Source organism: Pseudomonas izuensis (genome assembly GCF_009861505.1).
GTDB lineage: Bacteria > Pseudomonadota > Gammaproteobacteria > Pseudomonadales > Pseudomonadaceae > Aquipseudomonas > Aquipseudomonas izuensis.
On the sequence record NZ_WTFT01000028.1, the window covers coordinates 57,770 to 73,099 of the forward strand.

A 15,330-nucleotide genomic window follows, 5' to 3' on the forward strand; every position below is an offset into this window, starting at 1 on the left:
TTTTTGTGTAGGCAAATGCTGCCGGGCAGACACATCGAGTTACACCAGTTGGCGCACGGCACAACAGGTGGGTCGAAGTTCGTCCCGGTTTCATTTCGCGGGTTTGTTATTAGTTCGGGTTTCGCATGGGTTGTGGCCTCGCTACCGACGACCGCTCACGCGAAGAGGGGCGGCACTATACCGATGACAGTACCGTCCGTCTGCACGATTGTGGTGCATTCAATGAAGCGAGTTGCTGCTCTTGTGGGAGCAAAGGTCACGGTGCAGCAAAAAGGGTTAAAAAAAAGGGCCTGGAGAGTGATCTCCAAGCCCTCAAAAGGTGAGAGGTGTCTAGTCCCTCGACCTGGTGAGCGGTGCTACGAGTAACGCGTCGGGTCAGGCTTTAAGCGGAACCAGACGCGGGGCAATCATGTTTTCCGGGCGCAGGATGTCGGCGAGCATCGCGTCGTCGAGCAAGCCTTCTTCGCGCACCAGTTCCAGCACGCCGCGGCCGCTTTCAAGAGCAATGCGGGCGATACGGGTGGCGTTTTCATAGCCGATGTACGGGTTCAGCGCGGTCACCAGGCCGATCGAGTGCTCGACCAGTTCACGGCAACGTTCTTCGTTGGCGGTGATGCCGGTGATGCAGTGCTCGCGCAGCATGTCCATGGCGCGTTGCAGCAGGCGGATCGAGTCGAAGATCTTGAAGGCGATCAGCGGCTCCATCACGTTCAGTTGCAGCTGGCCGCCTTCGGCCGCGATGGTCAGGGCCAGGTCGTTGCCGATGATCTGGAACGCTACCTGGTTCACGGCTTCCGGGATTACCGGGTTGACCTTGCCTGGCATGATCGAGCTGCCTGGCTGACGCGCCGGCAGGTTGATTTCGTTGATGCCGGTGCGTGGGCCGCTGGACAGCAGGCGCAGGTCGTTGCAGATCTTCGACAGCTTGACCGCGGTGCGCTTGAGCATGCCGGAGAACAGTACGAAGGCGCCCATGTCGGAGGTGGCTTCGATCAGGTCGGCTGCCGGTACCAGCGGATGGCCGCTGATGGTGGCCAGGCGCTGAACGGCCAGGTGCTGGTAACGCGGGTCGGCGTTGATGCCGGTACCGATGGCGGTGCCGCCCAGGTTCACTTCGGTCAGCAGCTCTGGCGCCAGTGTCTTGAGGCGTGCCAGGTCTTCGCCCAGGGTGGTGGCGAAAGCGCGGAATTCCTGGCCCAGGGTCATCGGCACAGCGTCTTGCAGCTGGGTACGACCCATTTTCAGGACGTGGCTGAATTCTTCACCCTTGGCGGCGAACGACTGGATCAGGCTGTCGAGGCTGGCCAGCAGCGCGTCGTGACCCAGCAACAGACCCAGGCGGATGGCCGTCGGGTAGGCGTCGTTGGTCGACTGCGCCATGTTCACGTCGTTGTTCGGGTGCAGGTATTGGTATTCGCCCTTCTGGTGACCCATGGCCTCCAGCGCGATGTTGGCGATGACTTCGTTGGCATTCATGTTGGTCGAAGTGCCAGCGCCGCCTTGAATCATGTCCACCACGAACTCATCGTGGAAATCGCCGCGGATCAGACGGGCACAGGCTTCGCTGATGGCAGCGTGCTTGGCTTCGCTCAGGTGACCCAGCTCGCGGTTGGCGTCAGCGGCGGCTTGTTTGACCATCGCCAGGCCGACAACCAGCTTCGGGTAATGCGAAATCGGAACGCCGGAGAGGCGGAAGTTGTTCACCGCTCGCAGGGTCTGGATGCCGTAATACGCTTGAGCCGGTACTTCGAGTACGCCAAGCAGGTCTTTTTCTGTGCGGAATGATGCAGCGGAGGACATGATAGAAATCATCTCGATATGGACCCGGTCTGTGCCGGAACACTGCAAATGCTAGGCTCGTGGAGAATTTTGGGCCAATGCTGTTAAACACTGGCCTATGCATATTCGGCATAATGCCCGTGTGACGCCGCGTTCGCGGCGAGCGTGTGACCTAAATTGGTGCGTGTCCGGGAGGACGTGATGAATCTGGAAAGTAAATGGCTGGAGGACTTCAGTGCCCTGGCAGCCACCCGCAGCTTCTCCCAGGCGGCGGAGCGACGCTTCGTAACCCAGCCGGCCTTCAGTCGGCGGATCCGTAGCCTGGAAGCCGCATTGGGCCTCACGCTGGTCAATCGCTCGCGCACCCCGATCGAGCTGACGGCGGCGGGGCAGTTGTTTCTGGTCACTGCGCGCACCGTGGTCGAACAGCTGGGGGAAGTGCTGCGTCATCTTCATCATCTGGAAGGCGGGCAGGGCGAAGTGATGCAGGTAGCCGCCGCACACTCGTTGGCGCTGGGATTCTTCCCGCGCTGGATTGCACAGTTGCGCAACGAAGGCCTGAACATTGCCACGCGACTGGTGGCGACCAACGTCGGTGACGCGGTGCATGCGCTGCGTGAAGGGGGTTGCGACCTGATGCTGGCGTTTTACGATCCGGATGCGGCAATGCAAATGGACCCGGAAATTTTCCCGTCATTGCACCTTGGCCATACCGAGATGTTACCGGTATGCGCCGCGGATGCCGATGGCAAGCCGTTGTTCGATCTGGAGGGCGAGGGCAGCGTGCCATTGCTGGCCTATAGCGCCGGAGCCTTTCTCGGCCGTTCCGTGAATATGCTGCTGCGCCAACGGGCGCTGCGCTTTACCACCATCTACGAAACCGCGATGGCCGACAGCCTCAAGAGCATGGCGCTGGAAGGGCTCGGCATTGCCTGGGTGCCACAGCTCAGTGTCCGCGCTGAATTGGCTCGGGGTGAGTTGGTAGTGTGCGGCGGTCCGCAATGGCATGTGCCGCTGGAGATTCGTCTGTACCGCTGCGCGTTGGTACGCAAGGCGAATGTGCGGTTGTTGTGGCGTAAGCTGGAGGGCGGTGCAGCCCAGGGCACAACCGGTGCTTGAACACGATGAAAACCCCTGTAGGAGCGAGCCTGCTCGCGATGAGCCTGAGAGCGCCTCGGGGTATCAGGCTTCCAGCGTCATCGTTGACGACCATCGCGAGCGGGCTCGCTCCTACAGGGGGATTTGTGTGGTTCGCTGGCTGACCTTCAGGTCAATAAAACCGGTGCTTTGCGCCGTATGACAGATGGTCGCAATGGGGGCTGTTTATTGGCTTCATTGCGGTATACTGCGCGGCCTTCGGTCGGTTCATCCGGCCATAATTCGTACAATCAAGCCACGCACAATGCGTGGCTTGTTGTTTTTTGACGCGCCTGCGGGCGCCCAGAGAGAAGAGGCACGACGATGAGTGCACTGGTTGGCGTGATCATGGGCTCCAAGTCCGATTGGTCCACCCTTAGCCACACCGCCGATATGCTGGAAAAGCTCGGCATCCCCTACGAGGTGAAAGTGGTCTCTGCCCACCGCACCCCGGACCTGCTGTTCCAGTACGCTGAAGAAGCCGAGGCGCGTGGCATCGAGGTGATCATCGCCGGTGCTGGTGGCGCTGCCCACTTGCCTGGCATGTGTGCGGCCAAGACCCACTTGCCGGTACTGGGCGTACCGGTGCAGTCGGCCATGCTCTCGGGCGTCGACTCGCTGCTCTCCATCGTGCAGATGCCGGCCGGCATTCCGGTCGCCACACTGGCCATCGGCAAGGCCGGCGCGATCAACGCAGCGCTGCTGTCGGCGAGTATCCTTGGCGCCAAGCACCCGCAGTTCCATGCAGTGCTGAAAACCTTCCGTGCTGAGCAGACAGACAGCGTCCTGGAAAATCCAGACCCACGCATCGCCTGAGGTTGTTGACGATGAAGATCGGTGTAATCGGTGGCGGCCAGTTGGGTCGCATGTTGGCGCTGGCGGGGACTCCGCTGGGCATGAACTTCGCTTTCCTGGACCCGGCGCCAGACGCCTGCGCCGCTGCATTGGGCGAACACTTGCGCGCCGATTACGGCGATCAGGATCACCTGCGCCAGCTGGCCGATGAAGTCGATCTGGTGACCTTCGAGTTCGAAAGCGTCCCGGCTGAAACCGTGGCGTTCCTCTCGCAATTCGTGCCGGTTTATCCGAGCGCCGAAGCGCTGCGTATCGCCCGCGATCGCTGGTTCGAGAAGAGCATGTTCAAGGACCTGGGGATTCCGACCCCGGCGTTCGCCGACATTCAGTCCCAGGCTGACCTGGACGCCGCCGTGGCTTCCATCGGTCTGCCAGCCGTGCTCAAGACCCGTACCCTGGGTTACGACGGCAAGGGGCAGAAAGTGCTGCGCACCGCTGAAGACGTGGTTGGCACGTTCGCCGAACTGGGCAGCGTGGCGTGCCTTCTGGAAGGCTTCGTGCCGTTCACCGGCGAAGTCTCGCTGATCGCCGTGCGTGCACGCGATGGTGAAACGAAGTTCTACCCACTGGTCCACAACACCCACGACAGCGGCATCCTCAAGCTGTCCGTGGCCAGCACCGACCATCCGCTGCAAGCCCTAGCCGAAGACTACTCCAGCCGTGTGCTCAAGCAGCTGGACTACGTCGGCGTGATGGCGTTCGAGTTCTTCGAAGTCGACGGTGGCCTCAAGGCCAACGAAATCGCCCCGCGTGTGCACAACTCCGGGCACTGGACCACCGAAGGTGCCGAGTGCAGCCAGTTCGAAAACCACCTGCGGGCGGTGGCGGGTCTGCCGTTGGGTTCGACCGCCAAGGTCGGCGAAAGCGCGATGGTCAACTTCATCGGTAAAGTGCCTGAGACCGAGAAAGTCCTGGCCATCGCCGATTGCCATCTGCATCACTATGGCAAGGCGTTCAAAGTCGGCCGCAAGGTCGGTCACGCCAACCTGCGTTGTGCAGACCGCGAGACGCTGGCCGCGCAGATCCTCAAGGTCGAAGCGCTCATTGCCGAATAAGTAGTTTCATGTGGCAGCGGCGGAACCAATGCGGGACCGCCGTTCTCTCATGGCAGGATGCGAAAGTCTGACTAGGCTTTCGCATAGCCACTTCATTCAGAGGGAAATGCCATGGGAATTATCGGAACCATCTTTATCGGCTTGATCGTCGGCCTGCTGGCGCGGTTCCTGAAACCGGGCGATGACAGCATGGGCTGGATCATGACCATCCTGCTCGGTATCGGCGGTTCGTTGGCGGCCACTTACGGCGGCCAGGCCCTGGGCATTTACCAGGCGGGTCAAGGGGCCGGCTTTATCGGTGCGCTGGTCGGCGCCGTGATATTGCTGGTGATCTACGGCCTGATCAAAAAGAACTGACTCAAGCGACGAAGTCCTCTCGGCTGTGCCGTCCGGGAGGACTAGAATGCTCGGCGATCAATAGTCCTTCCTTTACCGAGCACTTCCATGCGCCGTTTTCTTTTACCGCTTCTTTTCCTGGGCGCGGGCCTTGCCCACGCTGGCGAACTGCCGGAAACCGACTGGCTCGAACTGATGCCAAAGTCGGACCAGAAGGCCCTCGAGGCCATGCCCGAGATCGACCACAACTCCCCCGAAGCCAATGGCACCTTTACCGATAAAGGCGGCATGAAGCAGAGCAAAGGCCTGCCGGCGGTGATGTATTCGACCAAAACCGTGCCATCGATGAACGACAAGAACATCCGCCTGGGCGGTTATCCGGTGCCGTTGGAAACTGATGCAAAGGGCCACAGCACGTTGTTCTTCCTCGTGCCGTATCCAGGCGCCTGCATCCACGTGCCGCCACCGCCACCGAATCAACTGGTGCTGGTGCGTTATCCCAAGGGCTTGAAGCTCAATGATATCTACACGCCGCTGTGGGTCACTGGCACGCTGAAGATCGAGAAGGTCAGCAACGACCTGGCGGACGCGGCGTATGCGCTGGATGCGGCGAAAGTCAGAGTTGTGAAAGAGTCGGATCTTTAGGCATTCAAAACTGTAGGAGCGAGCCTGCTCGCGATAGCGGTCTATCAGTCAACATGGATGTTGAATGTGATGGCCTTATCGCGAGCAGGCTCGCTCCCACATTGGTTTTCGGTGTTGCTTAGAGCGGGGCGCTGGCGATGCGCACGCCCAGGGTGTGGCTCGCACCCGGCGCCAACACCACCACATCCCCCATCACATTCGCCGTTTCAATGCACAGCATGCGCTGCCAGCCATCGTCGGCCATGTCGCTGAATGCCGCGGCGCGGTCGATCCATGGGTTCCAGATCACCGCCGAGCGCGAACCGCTGCTGGTCAGCTCGATCCGCCGTTCCCATGTCGGATCGACGATGCTCAGTTTCGCCGGAGGATCGAGGTAGATGCGGTCAGTCTCGCCGGTAAAGCGCAGGTCGCCGGACTGGGTCACGGTTTTCCAGTCGTCCAGCGTCTCGATGTAATTCAAGCCATCCACGCCTTCGACATGCACGTTGCGCACATCGCTGACGGCGAAGTAGCTGTGCAGCGCCTGACTGATAGTGACTGAATCGGTGCCCTGGTTGTGGCTGGTCAGGCTGATGTGCAGTTGCTCATCCAGACGAATGCTCAACTTCAAGTCCACCTGATGCGGCCAGCCTGGCAGGCCACCTTCGGGGTATGGCAGGAGGAATTCGACCTTCAGGCTTTCGCCCTCGGCTTCAATCCCGCCCAGTTCCCAGTCCATCGCCCGCACCAGCCCATGGGCGCTGGGCGGCTCGTTGCCGACGCGCATCGCCTGCACGCTCTGCGGGTTGCGCGCGAAGTTGCCGAACCACGGCCAGCACACCGGTACACCGGCGCGGATGCTTTTACCGGTCTTGAACACCGCCTCATCGTTGAGCCAGATCACTGGCGGTTCGCCGGCCAATTGATAACTGAGGATGTGCGCACCTTGCTGGGCCACCAGCAATTCGGCCTGACCGTGACGGATGCGCCAGCAGTTCAGTTCATCCAGTTTCACGGCTTCAACGTTGGGCGTGTTCATGGGACAGCTCTCGATCAGTAACAGGACTGCAATGGACCGTAAAACGGTCGCCGGGTTTAACGAGGCTCTTTAGCGGGCGCGAGGCGGCACCGAGCGAGTGCGGCCACTGCCATCGATGGCCACGAACACGAACACCGCTTCGGTGACCTTGCGCCATTCGCTCGACAGCGGATCGTCGCTCCAGACCTCGACCATCATCTTGATCGAACTGCGGCCGATTTCCTGTGCCTGGGTATAGAAGGAGAGCTGAGCGCCCACCGCCACCGGCACCAGGAATGCCATGCGGTCGATCGCAACCGTGGCCACGCGCCCGCCGGCGACCTTGCTGGCCATCGCGGTGCCCGCCAAATCCATCTGCGCCACCAGCCAGCCGCCGAAAATATCGCCAAAGCCGTTGGTTTCGCGGGGAAGTGCGGTGATTTGCAGGGCCAGGTCGCCTTGCGGGATCGGATCTTCTTGTTCGAGCTCTATCATGCCGGGGGTGCCTCTGACCCGTGACTCTTCGTATATATATAGCGGGTGAATAGCCGTCTCGGAAAAACGATTCAGCCCCGAACATACTACGTTCGTCACGTTTTTCGTAAGGCGCCTAAAGGGAAACTCTGCGAAATCGCCTATGAACCTGACAGGCGTTTTCGCACAGCAACCCTTGCAAGCTATTGCACAGTTGCGAGTATATCGGTCGGTAGACTCCGATACGACCGCCCGGTTCTCATTTTGACTGTCAAATACGCGCCTCTATGTGCTTTTTCGAACAATTTGCTATCGTGCCGGACCTGCCCGAGCCCTTGCCAGCGTTGTTGGGGCGGCAGACCTGACTATAAGAGAAGCCCTTGCCATGACCACAGCGCCCTCGAGTATCGCGCAGCCTTCCCAATCAGCACGTCCGTTGACCCGTAGCGACTACAAGACGCTCTCGCTGTCGGCCCTGGGTGGCGCACTGGAGTTTTACGACTTCATCATCTTCGTGTTTTTCGCCACGGTGGTGGGCAAGCTGTTCTTCCCGGCGGACATGCCCGAATGGCTGCGCTTGATGCAGACCTTTGGCATCTTCGCCGCCGGATACCTGGCGCGGCCGCTGGGCGGCATCGTGATGGCGCACTTCGGCGACCTGCTGGGGCGCAAGAAGATGTTCACCCTGAGCATTTTCATGATGGCGGTGCCGACCCTGATCATGGGCCTGCTGCCGACTTATGCGCAGATCGGCATGTGGGCGCCGATCCTGTTGCTGCTGATGCGGGTGATCCAGGGTGCCGCGATTGGCGGTGAGGTGCCGGGCGCCTGGGTCTTCGTTTCCGAACACGTGCCGCATCGGCATATCGGCTATGCCTGCGGCACCCTGACCAGCGGACTGACGGCGGGTATCTTGCTGGGTTCTCTGGTCGCCACGGCGATCAACAGCCTCTACACCTCGGTGGAAGTGGCGGATTACGCCTGGCGGATCCCGTTCCTGCTGGGCGGCGTGTTCGGCCTGTTCTCGGTGTACCTGCGCCGCTGGCTGCACGAAACCCCGGTGTTCGCCGAACTGCAACTGCGCAAGGCACTGGCCGAAGAGGTGCCGCTGCGTGCTGTGCTGCGTGACCATCGTGGCGCGATTGCCATTTCCATGCTGCTGACCTGGCTGCTCTCCGCCGCCATTGTGGTCCTGATTCTGATGACCCCGACCGTGTTGCAGACGGTCTACCATTTCTCGCCAACGACTGCGCTGCAGTCCAATAGCGTGGCGATTGTGTTGTTGAGCTTTGGCTGCATCATTTCCGGTGCCTTGGCGGATCGCTTTGGTGCGGGGCGAGTCTTCGTGTTCGGCTGTGCCGCGTTGCTGGCCAGTTCCTGGACCTTCTACCACAGCCTGGCCGACCATCCGGACTGGCTGTTCCCGATGTACGCCCTGACCGGCCTGCTGGTGGGCACCATTGGCGCGGTGCCGTACGTGATGGTCAAGGCATTCCCGCCGGTGGTGCGTTTCAGCGGCCTGTCATTCTCCTACAACGTCGCCTACGCGATTTTCGGTGGCCTGACGCCGATGATCGTCAGCCTGCTGCTCAAGGAAAGCCCGATGGGGCCTGCTTATTATGTGGCGGTGCTGTGCGGGGTCGGGATTCTGGTGGGTGGCTACCTCTGGAAGAAGGGACGCTAGTTCCGGCCTCTTCGCCGGCAAGCCGGCTCCTACAAGGGTTGTTGTAACGACAACGATCAGCTGTAGGAGCCGGCTTGCTGGCGATGAACGATAACGTGGTAATACGTTGAAACACGGAATACTGGCCTTTCATCCAATTGTCATATTTCAGCCATAGAGTGTTCACACGGCCTGCTGATACTTGGCCCCGAATAACACACCCTATCTGCTAGGAGTAAGGCATGAAACTGAAGCGTTTGATGGCGGCAATGACTTTTGTCGCTGCTGGCGTTGCGACTGCCAACGCGGTTGCCGCTGTTGACCCGTCGATCCCGAGCTACACCAAGACCACTGGTGTGTCGGGCAACCTGTCCAGCGTCGGCTCCGATACCCTGGCTAACCTCATGACCCTCTGGGCTGAGAACTACAAAAAAGAATACCCGAACGTAAACATCCAGATTCAGGCCGCTGGCTCCGCCACTGCGCCACCTGCGCTGACTGAAGGCACCTCCAACCTGGGCCCGATGAGCCGCAAGATGAAGGACACCGAACTGGCTGCCTTCGAGCAGAAGTACGGCTACAAGCCAACCGCTATCCCGGTTGCCGTGGACGCCCTGGCTGTCTTCGTACACAAGGACAACCCGATCCAGCACCTGACCATGGAACAAGTCGACGCGATCTTCTCGTCCACTCGTCTGTGCGGCGCTAAAACCGAAGTGAAAACCTGGGGCGATCTGGGTGTGACCGGCGACCTGGCCAGCAAGCCGGTTCAACTGTTCGGTCGTAACTCGGTATCCGGCACTTACGGCTACTTCAAAGAAGAAGCCCTGTGCAAAGGCGACTACAAGCCAAACGTCAACGAACAACCAGGTTCGGCTTCGGTCGTGCAGTCGATCAGCTCCTCGCTGAACGGCATCGGTTACTCGGGCATCGGCTACAAAACCGCTAGCGTGAAAACCGTTGCTCTGTCGAAGAAAGGCAGCACCGAGTTCATCGAAGACACCGAAGAAAACGCCCTGAACGGCAAGTACCCGCTGTCCCGTTTCCTGTACGTATACGTCAACAAAGCCCCGAACAAGCCTCTGGCCCCGCTGGAAGCCGAGTTCGTGAAACTGGTTCTGTCCAAACAGGGCCAGGAAGTTGTAGTGAAAGACGGCTACATCCCACTGCCAGCCAAGGTTGTTGCAAAAGCACTGGCTGACCTGGGTCTGGCGGAAGGCGGCGCTGAAGTCGCAAAAAAGTAACAAATTGAGTCCGGGGGGCAACCCCAGCGGACTCACCTTGGGGGCGGCAGGAGCTGCCCCCATCCACTTCTGATTCTTTATCCACTGCTGGTTACGCCGGCGGCGGATTTGTTGCGTCACTGCACTGTCATCTTTCTGTCATACAGGATCGCTAGGGTGTGCGAATGAATGATCTGGCCAATTCCAACATGACTACTAATCCCCCCAAGCGAATTGATTTCAATACGCCTGAGCTGCAACGCAAGCGCCGCATTCGCGCGCTCAAAGATCGTCTGACCCGCTGGTACGTCCTTGTTGGCGGCCTTGCTGTGCTGGGTGCGATTACGCTGATCTTCTTCTTCCTTGCCTATGTCGTCGCGCCCCTGTTCCAGGGTGCCAGCCTGACCGCCAAGGACGCCATCACGCCAGCCTGGATGCAAGACGCCGGCAAGCCGCTGATGATCTCCCTTGAAGAGCAGAACCAGGTCGCCATGCGCGTTTCCGACAAGGGCCAGGCGTTGTTCTTCGACATCGACAGTGGCGCCGAACTCAAGCGCGTCGATCTGCCGCTACCGGCCGGCACTACCGTAACGTCCATTGGCGAGGACCAGCCAGGTCACCCATTGGTGGCGGTGGGCTTGTCCAACGGTCAGGCCCTGGTGTTCCGTCACACCTATAAAGTCAGCTATCCGGACGGCAAGAAAACCATCTCGCCGGCCGTTGAATACCCTTACGGCGAAACCCCGATTGCGCTGAACGAAGCCGGCGGTGCGCTGGAGCACGTCAGCCTCAACGCCAACGATTCGACCCTGATGCTGGTCGGTGCCACGGGTTCGCAACTCAATGTTTTGTCGCTGACCAGCGAAGAAAACATGATGACCGGCGAAGTCACCAACGAGCAGAAGCGTATCGACCTGCCGCAGATGAACGAGCCGGTGAAGAACATCTTCGTCGACCCGCGCCAGCAGTGGCTTTACGTGGTTAACGGTCGCGCCCAGGCCGACGTGTTCAGCCTGCGCGACAAGAGCCTCAATGGTCGCTACAAACTGCTTGAAGACGGTGAAGCCCAAGTCACCGCCAGCACCCAGCTTGTGGGCGGTATCTCGCTGATCATCGGCGACTCCAAAGGTGGCCTGGCCCAGTGGTTCATGGCTCGCGATCACGATGGCGAGCAGCGCCTGCAGCAGATTCGCACCTTCCAGATGGGCACCACGCCGATCGTTGAAATCACCGCCGAAGAACGTCGCAAGGGCTTCGTCGCCCTCGATGCATCCGGCAAGCTCGGCGTGTTCCACAGCACCGCGCACCGCACCTTGCTGGTGGATCAGGTGGTCGAAGGCCAGGGCCTGTTCGGCCTGTCGCCACGGGCTAACCGGGTGATCGTGGAAGCCGGCGGCAAGCTGCAACCATTGCTGCTGGACAACCCGCACCCGGAAGTGTCGTGGAGCGCGTTGTGGAGCAAGGTCTGGTACGAGAACTACGACGAGCCTAAATACGTCTGGCAATCGACCGCCGCCAACACCGACTTCGAACCGAAACTGAGCCTGTCCCCGCTGACCTTCGGCACCCTGAAAGCCGCGTTCTACGCCATGCTGCTGGCCGCGCCACTGGCCGTCGCCGCTGCGATCTACACCGCCTACTTCATGGCCCCGGGCATGCGCCGCAAGGTCAAGCCGGTGATCGAGCTGATGGAAGCGATGCCGACGGTGATCCTCGGTTTCTTCGCCGGTCTGTTCCTGGCCCCGTATGTGGAAGGGCATCTGCCGGGCATCTTCAGCCTGCTGATGCTGCTGCCGATCGGCATTCTTGTCGCCGGTTTCACTTTCAGCCGCCTGCCTGAGTCCGTACGCCTGAAAGTGCCCGATGGCTGGGAAAGCGCGATCCTGATCCCGGTGATCATCTTCGTTGGCTGGCTGTCGCTGTACATGAGCCCGTACATGGAGAACTGGTTCTTCGGCGGTGACATGCGCATGTGGATCTCCCACGACCTGGGCATCACCTACGACCAGCGCAACGCACTGGTGGTCGGTCTGGCCATGGGCTTTGCGGTGATCCCGAACATCTACTCCATCGCCGAAGACGCCGTGTTCAGCGTGCCACGTGGCCTGACCCTCGGTTCCCTGGCCCTCGGTGCCACGCCATGGCAGACCATGACCCGCGTGGTGATCCTTACCGCCAGCCCGGGCATCTTCTCGGCGCTGATGATCGGCATGGGCCGTGCGGTCGGTGAAACCATGATCGTGCTGATGGCCACCGGCAACACCCCGGTCATGGAAATGAACCTGTTCGAAGGTCTACGTACCCTCGCCGCCAACGTCGCGGTGGAAATGCCGGAGTCGGAAGTCGGCGGCAGCCACTACCGCGTGCTGTTCCTCTCGGCGCTGGTGCTGCTGTTGTTCACCTTCATCATGAACACCCTCGCAGAACTGATTCGTCAGCGTCTGCGCAAGAAATACTCGTCGCTTTAAGAAAGGTAGAAGTCTGTGAAACAGAACTCCCTGAATGGATGGTTCAAGAGCGGCGCCCCAGGCGTCTGGATCAGCGGTGGCGCGGTGTCCATCGCGGTCATCATGACGATTGGCCTGCTGGCAGTGATTGCCGTGCGCGGCCTGGGTCACTTCTGGCCGGCGGATTTGATGCACGCCAGCTACGACGTGCCGGGCCAGGCCAATCACCTGGTCATCGGCGAAGTGGTGCAGAAGGAAGAAGTGCCACGTGCGCGTCTGAAAAGCGCTGGCCTGCCGGTGCCGGACGAAGGTCCGGAATTCATGACCCGCGAGCTGATCAAGGTCGGCAACCGTGACCTGAACGGCAACGACTTCACCTGGACCGTTGGCGAGTGGCTGACCAACCAGAAAACCCCAGTCGAATTGATGGCGCTGGAGCGTCGCGAATGGGGCAATTTCTACGGCTACCTGGTCAACGTCAAACAGGACGGCAAGGTTATCGCCGAAGGCGAAGCGGCATGGCCTGAACTGCAAGCGCGGATCAACCGTGTGAACCAGCTGGCTACCCAACTCAAGACCCTGGAAAAGTCCGACATCGGTGCGATCAACGCCGGTCTTGAACGTATCCGTCTACATGGTCGCAAGCTGGAACTGGAAGGCAAGCTCGACCCGGCCGCACAAGCGGACATGGAATCCGAGCGTGCCGAACTCAATGCGCGCTATCAGGACATCGAGGCACGTCTGGGTGATCTGCACGCGCAGTTCAACCGCGACAGCCTGACCGCCCGTGATGCCAACGGCAAAGAAATCGAAATCAGCCTCGGTAAAGTGGTTCACGCCTATCAGCCGAACGCCATGGGCACCTTCACCAAGCTCGGTTTCTACTTCAGCAAGGTCTGGGAATTCCTGAGTGACGACCCGCGTGAAGCGAACACCGAAGGCGGGATTTTCCCGGCGATCTTCGGCACCGTGATGATGACCCTGATCATGGCAATGATCGTGACCCCGTTCGGCGTGCTGGCGGCCGTGTACCTGCGTGAATACGCCAAGCAGAACACCCTGACCCGCGTGATCCGCATCGCGGTGAACAACCTGGCGGGCGTTCCGGCCATCGTGTACGGCGTGTTCGGTCTGGGCTTCTTCGTCTATGTGCTGGGTGGCTCGCTCGACCGTCTGTTCTTCCCGGAAGCCTTGCCGGCACCAACCTTCGGCACGCCGGGTCTGCTGTGGGCTTCGTTGACCCTGGCGCTGCTGGCGGTGCCGGTGGTGATCGTGGCGACCGAAGAAGGCCTGGCGCGAATTCCTCGCACCGTGCGTGAAGGCTCGTTGGCCCTCGGCGCGACCAAGGCTGAAACCTTGTGGAAGATCGTGCTGCCGATGGCCAGCCCGGCGATGATGACCGGCATGATCCTCGCCGTGGCCCGCGCCGCCGGTGAAGTGGCGCCGCTGATGCTGGTGGGTGTCGTGAAGCTGGCGCCGTCGCTGCCGGTGGACGGCAACTACCCGTACCTGCACCTGGACCAGAAGATCATGCACCTGGGCTTCCACATTTATGACGTCGGCTTCCAGAGCCCGAACGTCGAAGCCGCGCGACCGCTGGTGTACGCCACGGCGTTGCTGCTGGTGCTGGTGATCGCGACATTGAACCTGTCGGCCGTCTATATCCGTAACCACCTGCGCGAGAAGTACAAGGCGCTGGATAGCTGATTACGCCGCCGCTCCCTGTAGGAGCACAGCTTGCTGGCGATGGCGATTTCAATGACGTCATCGCGGGCAAGCCTTGCTCCCACAAGAGCGGCGCTACCGCAGGCCCTAATGCCAGCGGCCAATTGAACCGAATTTGTTAGCACAGGGAGCCTCCCATGCAGCACGAAGCACATACCCACGGCATCAACATGTCGGCCCTGGGTCGCGACAAACAGAGCCTGAACCTCGAGCAGGAAACCGTGGCCATCGAAGTGCCGGGCCTGAGCCTGTTCTACGGCGAGAAACAAGCGCTGTACGACGTCAGCATGAACATCCCGAAACAGCGCGTGACCGCCTTCATCGGCCCGTCCGGCTGTGGCAAGTCCACGCTGCTGCGGACCTTCAACCGCATGAACGACCTGGTGGATGGCTGCCGTGTCGAAGGCGCGATCAACCTGTATGGCAACAACATCTATCGCAAGGGCGAAGATGTGGCCGAGCTGCGTCGTCGCGTCGGCATGGTGTTCCAGAAGCCTAACCCGTTCCCGAAAACCATCTACGAGAACGTGGTCTACGGCCTGCGCATCCAGGGCATCAACAAGAAGCGCATCCTCGACGAAGCCGTTGAGTGGGCGTTGAAAGGCGCGGCGCTGTGGGACGAAGTCAAAGACCGTCTGCACGAATCGGCACTGGGTCTGTCCGGTGGTCAACAGCAACGTCTGGTGATTGCCCGCACCATCGCCGTGGAGCCGGAAGTGCTGCTGCTCGACGAGCCGTGCTCGGCACTCGATCCGATCTCGACGCTGAAAGTCGAAGAGCTGATCTACGAACTGAAATCCAAATTCACCATCGTGATCGTGACCCACAACATGCAGCAGGCCGCGCGGGTTTCCGACTACACGGCGTTCATGTACATGGGCAAACTGGTGGAGTTCGGCGACACCGACACCCTGTTCACCAATCCGGCGAAGAAGCAGACCGAAGACTACATCACGGGTCGTTACGGCTAGGAAGCTGTTGTTGCTCACTGAAC

13 protein-coding genes are annotated in these 15,330 nt (G+C 60.4%); 10 read left to right on the top strand and 3 right to left on the bottom strand.

Annotation, left to right across the window (positions count from 1 at the left end; translation table 11 throughout):
• Positions 1 to 375 precede the first annotated feature (375 nt).
• Positions 376 to 1,800, bottom strand: coding sequence for an aspartate ammonia-lyase (gene aspA / locus GPL81_RS22315; protein WP_096514181.1), 1,425 nt, complete (start codon positions 1,798 to 1,800; stop codon positions 376 to 378).
• Between the two features lie 180 nt (positions 1,801 to 1,980).
• Between aspA and GPL81_RS22320 the strand changes: the two genes are divergently transcribed.
• The 5 genes from GPL81_RS22320 (at position 1,981) to GPL81_RS22340 (ending at position 5,807) form a co-directional block, all read left to right on the top strand.
• Positions 1,981 to 2,898, top strand: coding sequence for a LysR substrate-binding domain-containing protein (locus GPL81_RS22320; protein ID WP_160108474.1), 918 nt, complete (start codon positions 1,981 to 1,983; stop codon positions 2,896 to 2,898).
• Between the two features lie 342 nt (positions 2,899 to 3,240).
• The gene (purE, locus tag GPL81_RS22325) at positions 3,241 to 3,732 is read left to right on the top strand and encodes a 5-(carboxyamino)imidazole ribonucleotide mutase (RefSeq protein WP_007971731.1); all 492 of its coding nucleotides are present in this window, start codon (positions 3,241 to 3,243) and stop codon (positions 3,730 to 3,732) included.
• Positions 3,733 to 3,743: 11 nt separating this feature from the next.
• The gene (locus GPL81_RS22330) at positions 3,744 to 4,826 is read left to right on the top strand and encodes a 5-(carboxyamino)imidazole ribonucleotide synthase (RefSeq protein WP_096514183.1); all 1,083 of its coding nucleotides are present in this window, start codon (positions 3,744 to 3,746) and stop codon (positions 4,824 to 4,826) included.
• A gap of 111 nt (positions 4,827 to 4,937) precedes the next feature.
• The gene (locus GPL81_RS22335; protein WP_019580396.1) at positions 4,938 to 5,183 is read left to right on the top strand and encodes a GlsB/YeaQ/YmgE family stress response membrane protein; all 246 of its coding nucleotides are present in this window, start codon (positions 4,938 to 4,940) and stop codon (positions 5,181 to 5,183) included.
• Positions 5,184 to 5,270: 87 nt separating this feature from the next.
• On the top strand, positions 5,271 to 5,807 hold the full coding sequence (locus tag GPL81_RS22340) for a DUF3299 domain-containing protein (protein WP_096514184.1): 537 nt from the start codon (positions 5,271 to 5,273) through the stop codon (positions 5,805 to 5,807).
• Positions 5,808 to 5,925: 118 nt separating this feature from the next.
• On the opposite strand, the gene GPL81_RS22345 is transcribed toward GPL81_RS22340, so the two are convergent.
• Entirely contained in the window at positions 5,926 to 6,825 is a 900-nt protein-coding gene (locus tag GPL81_RS22345) for a D-hexose-6-phosphate mutarotase (RefSeq protein ID WP_160108475.1), read from the bottom strand.
• A 69-nt stretch (positions 6,826 to 6,894) separates the two neighbouring features.
• Positions 6,895 to 7,299: an acyl-CoA thioesterase gene (locus GPL81_RS22350; RefSeq protein WP_096514186.1), complete on the bottom strand. Its 405-nt coding sequence runs from the start codon at positions 7,297 to 7,299 to the stop codon at positions 6,895 to 6,897.
• Between the two features lie 364 nt (positions 7,300 to 7,663).
• Here GPL81_RS22350 and GPL81_RS22355 point away from each other — a divergent pair, with 364 nt between their 5' ends.
• From GPL81_RS22355 to pstB, 5 genes are all read left to right on the top strand, one after another.
• On the top strand, positions 7,664 to 8,962 hold the full coding sequence (locus GPL81_RS22355; RefSeq protein WP_160108476.1) for an MFS transporter: 1,299 nt from the start codon (positions 7,664 to 7,666) through the stop codon (positions 8,960 to 8,962).
• A gap of 221 nt (positions 8,963 to 9,183) precedes the next feature.
• Positions 9,184 to 10,185, top strand: coding sequence for a phosphate ABC transporter substrate-binding protein PstS family protein (locus tag GPL81_RS22360; RefSeq protein ID WP_160108477.1), 1,002 nt, complete (start codon positions 9,184 to 9,186; stop codon positions 10,183 to 10,185).
• 164 nt (positions 10,186 to 10,349) lie between these two features.
• The gene (locus tag GPL81_RS22365) at positions 10,350 to 12,632 is read left to right on the top strand and encodes an ABC transporter permease subunit (RefSeq protein ID WP_160108478.1); all 2,283 of its coding nucleotides are present in this window, start codon (positions 10,350 to 10,352) and stop codon (positions 12,630 to 12,632) included.
• A 15-nt stretch (positions 12,633 to 12,647) separates the two neighbouring features.
• Positions 12,648 to 14,318, top strand: a complete 1,671-nt coding sequence (gene pstA / locus GPL81_RS22370; RefSeq protein ID WP_160108479.1) for a phosphate ABC transporter permease PstA — start codon at positions 12,648 to 12,650, stop codon at positions 14,316 to 14,318.
• Positions 14,319 to 14,473: 155 nt separating this feature from the next.
• Positions 14,474 to 15,307 (top strand): phosphate ABC transporter ATP-binding protein PstB, encoded by an 834-nt coding sequence (gene pstB / locus GPL81_RS22375; RefSeq protein ID WP_160108480.1) that lies wholly within the window; start codon positions 14,474 to 14,476, stop codon positions 15,305 to 15,307.
• Positions 15,308 to 15,330: the final 23 nt, after the last annotated feature.

Bases quoted from the DNA above. Each gene is read 5' to 3' on its own strand.
- pstB (WP_160108480.1), top strand. From the start codon at position 14,474: ATGCAGCACGAAGCACATACCCACGGCATCAACATGTCGGCCCTGGGT.
- purE (WP_007971731.1), top strand. From the start codon at position 3,241: ATGAGTGCACTGGTTGGCGTGATCATGGGCTCCAAGTCCGATTGGTCC.
- GPL81_RS22345 (WP_160108475.1), bottom strand. From the start codon at position 6,825: ATGAACACGCCCAACGTTGAAGCCGTGAAACTGGATGAACTGAACTGC.
- GPL81_RS22335 (WP_019580396.1), top strand. From the start codon at position 4,938: ATGGGAATTATCGGAACCATCTTTATCGGCTTGATCGTCGGCCTGCTG.
- GPL81_RS22360 (WP_160108477.1), top strand. From the start codon at position 9,184: ATGAAACTGAAGCGTTTGATGGCGGCAATGACTTTTGTCGCTGCTGGC.
- GPL81_RS22350 (WP_096514186.1), bottom strand. From the start codon at position 7,299: ATGATAGAGCTCGAACAAGAAGATCCGATCCCGCAAGGCGACCTGGCC.
- GPL81_RS22330 (WP_096514183.1), top strand. From the start codon at position 3,744: ATGAAGATCGGTGTAATCGGTGGCGGCCAGTTGGGTCGCATGTTGGCG.
- GPL81_RS22365 (WP_160108478.1), top strand. From the start codon at position 10,350: ATGAATGATCTGGCCAATTCCAACATGACTACTAATCCCCCCAAGCGA.
- GPL81_RS22340 (WP_096514184.1), top strand. From the start codon at position 5,271: ATGCGCCGTTTTCTTTTACCGCTTCTTTTCCTGGGCGCGGGCCTTGCC.
- aspA (WP_096514181.1), bottom strand. From the start codon at position 1,800: ATGTCCTCCGCTGCATCATTCCGCACAGAAAAAGACCTGCTTGGCGTA.
- GPL81_RS22320 (WP_160108474.1), top strand. From the start codon at position 1,981: ATGAATCTGGAAAGTAAATGGCTGGAGGACTTCAGTGCCCTGGCAGCC.
- GPL81_RS22355 (WP_160108476.1), top strand. From the start codon at position 7,664: ATGACCACAGCGCCCTCGAGTATCGCGCAGCCTTCCCAATCAGCACGT.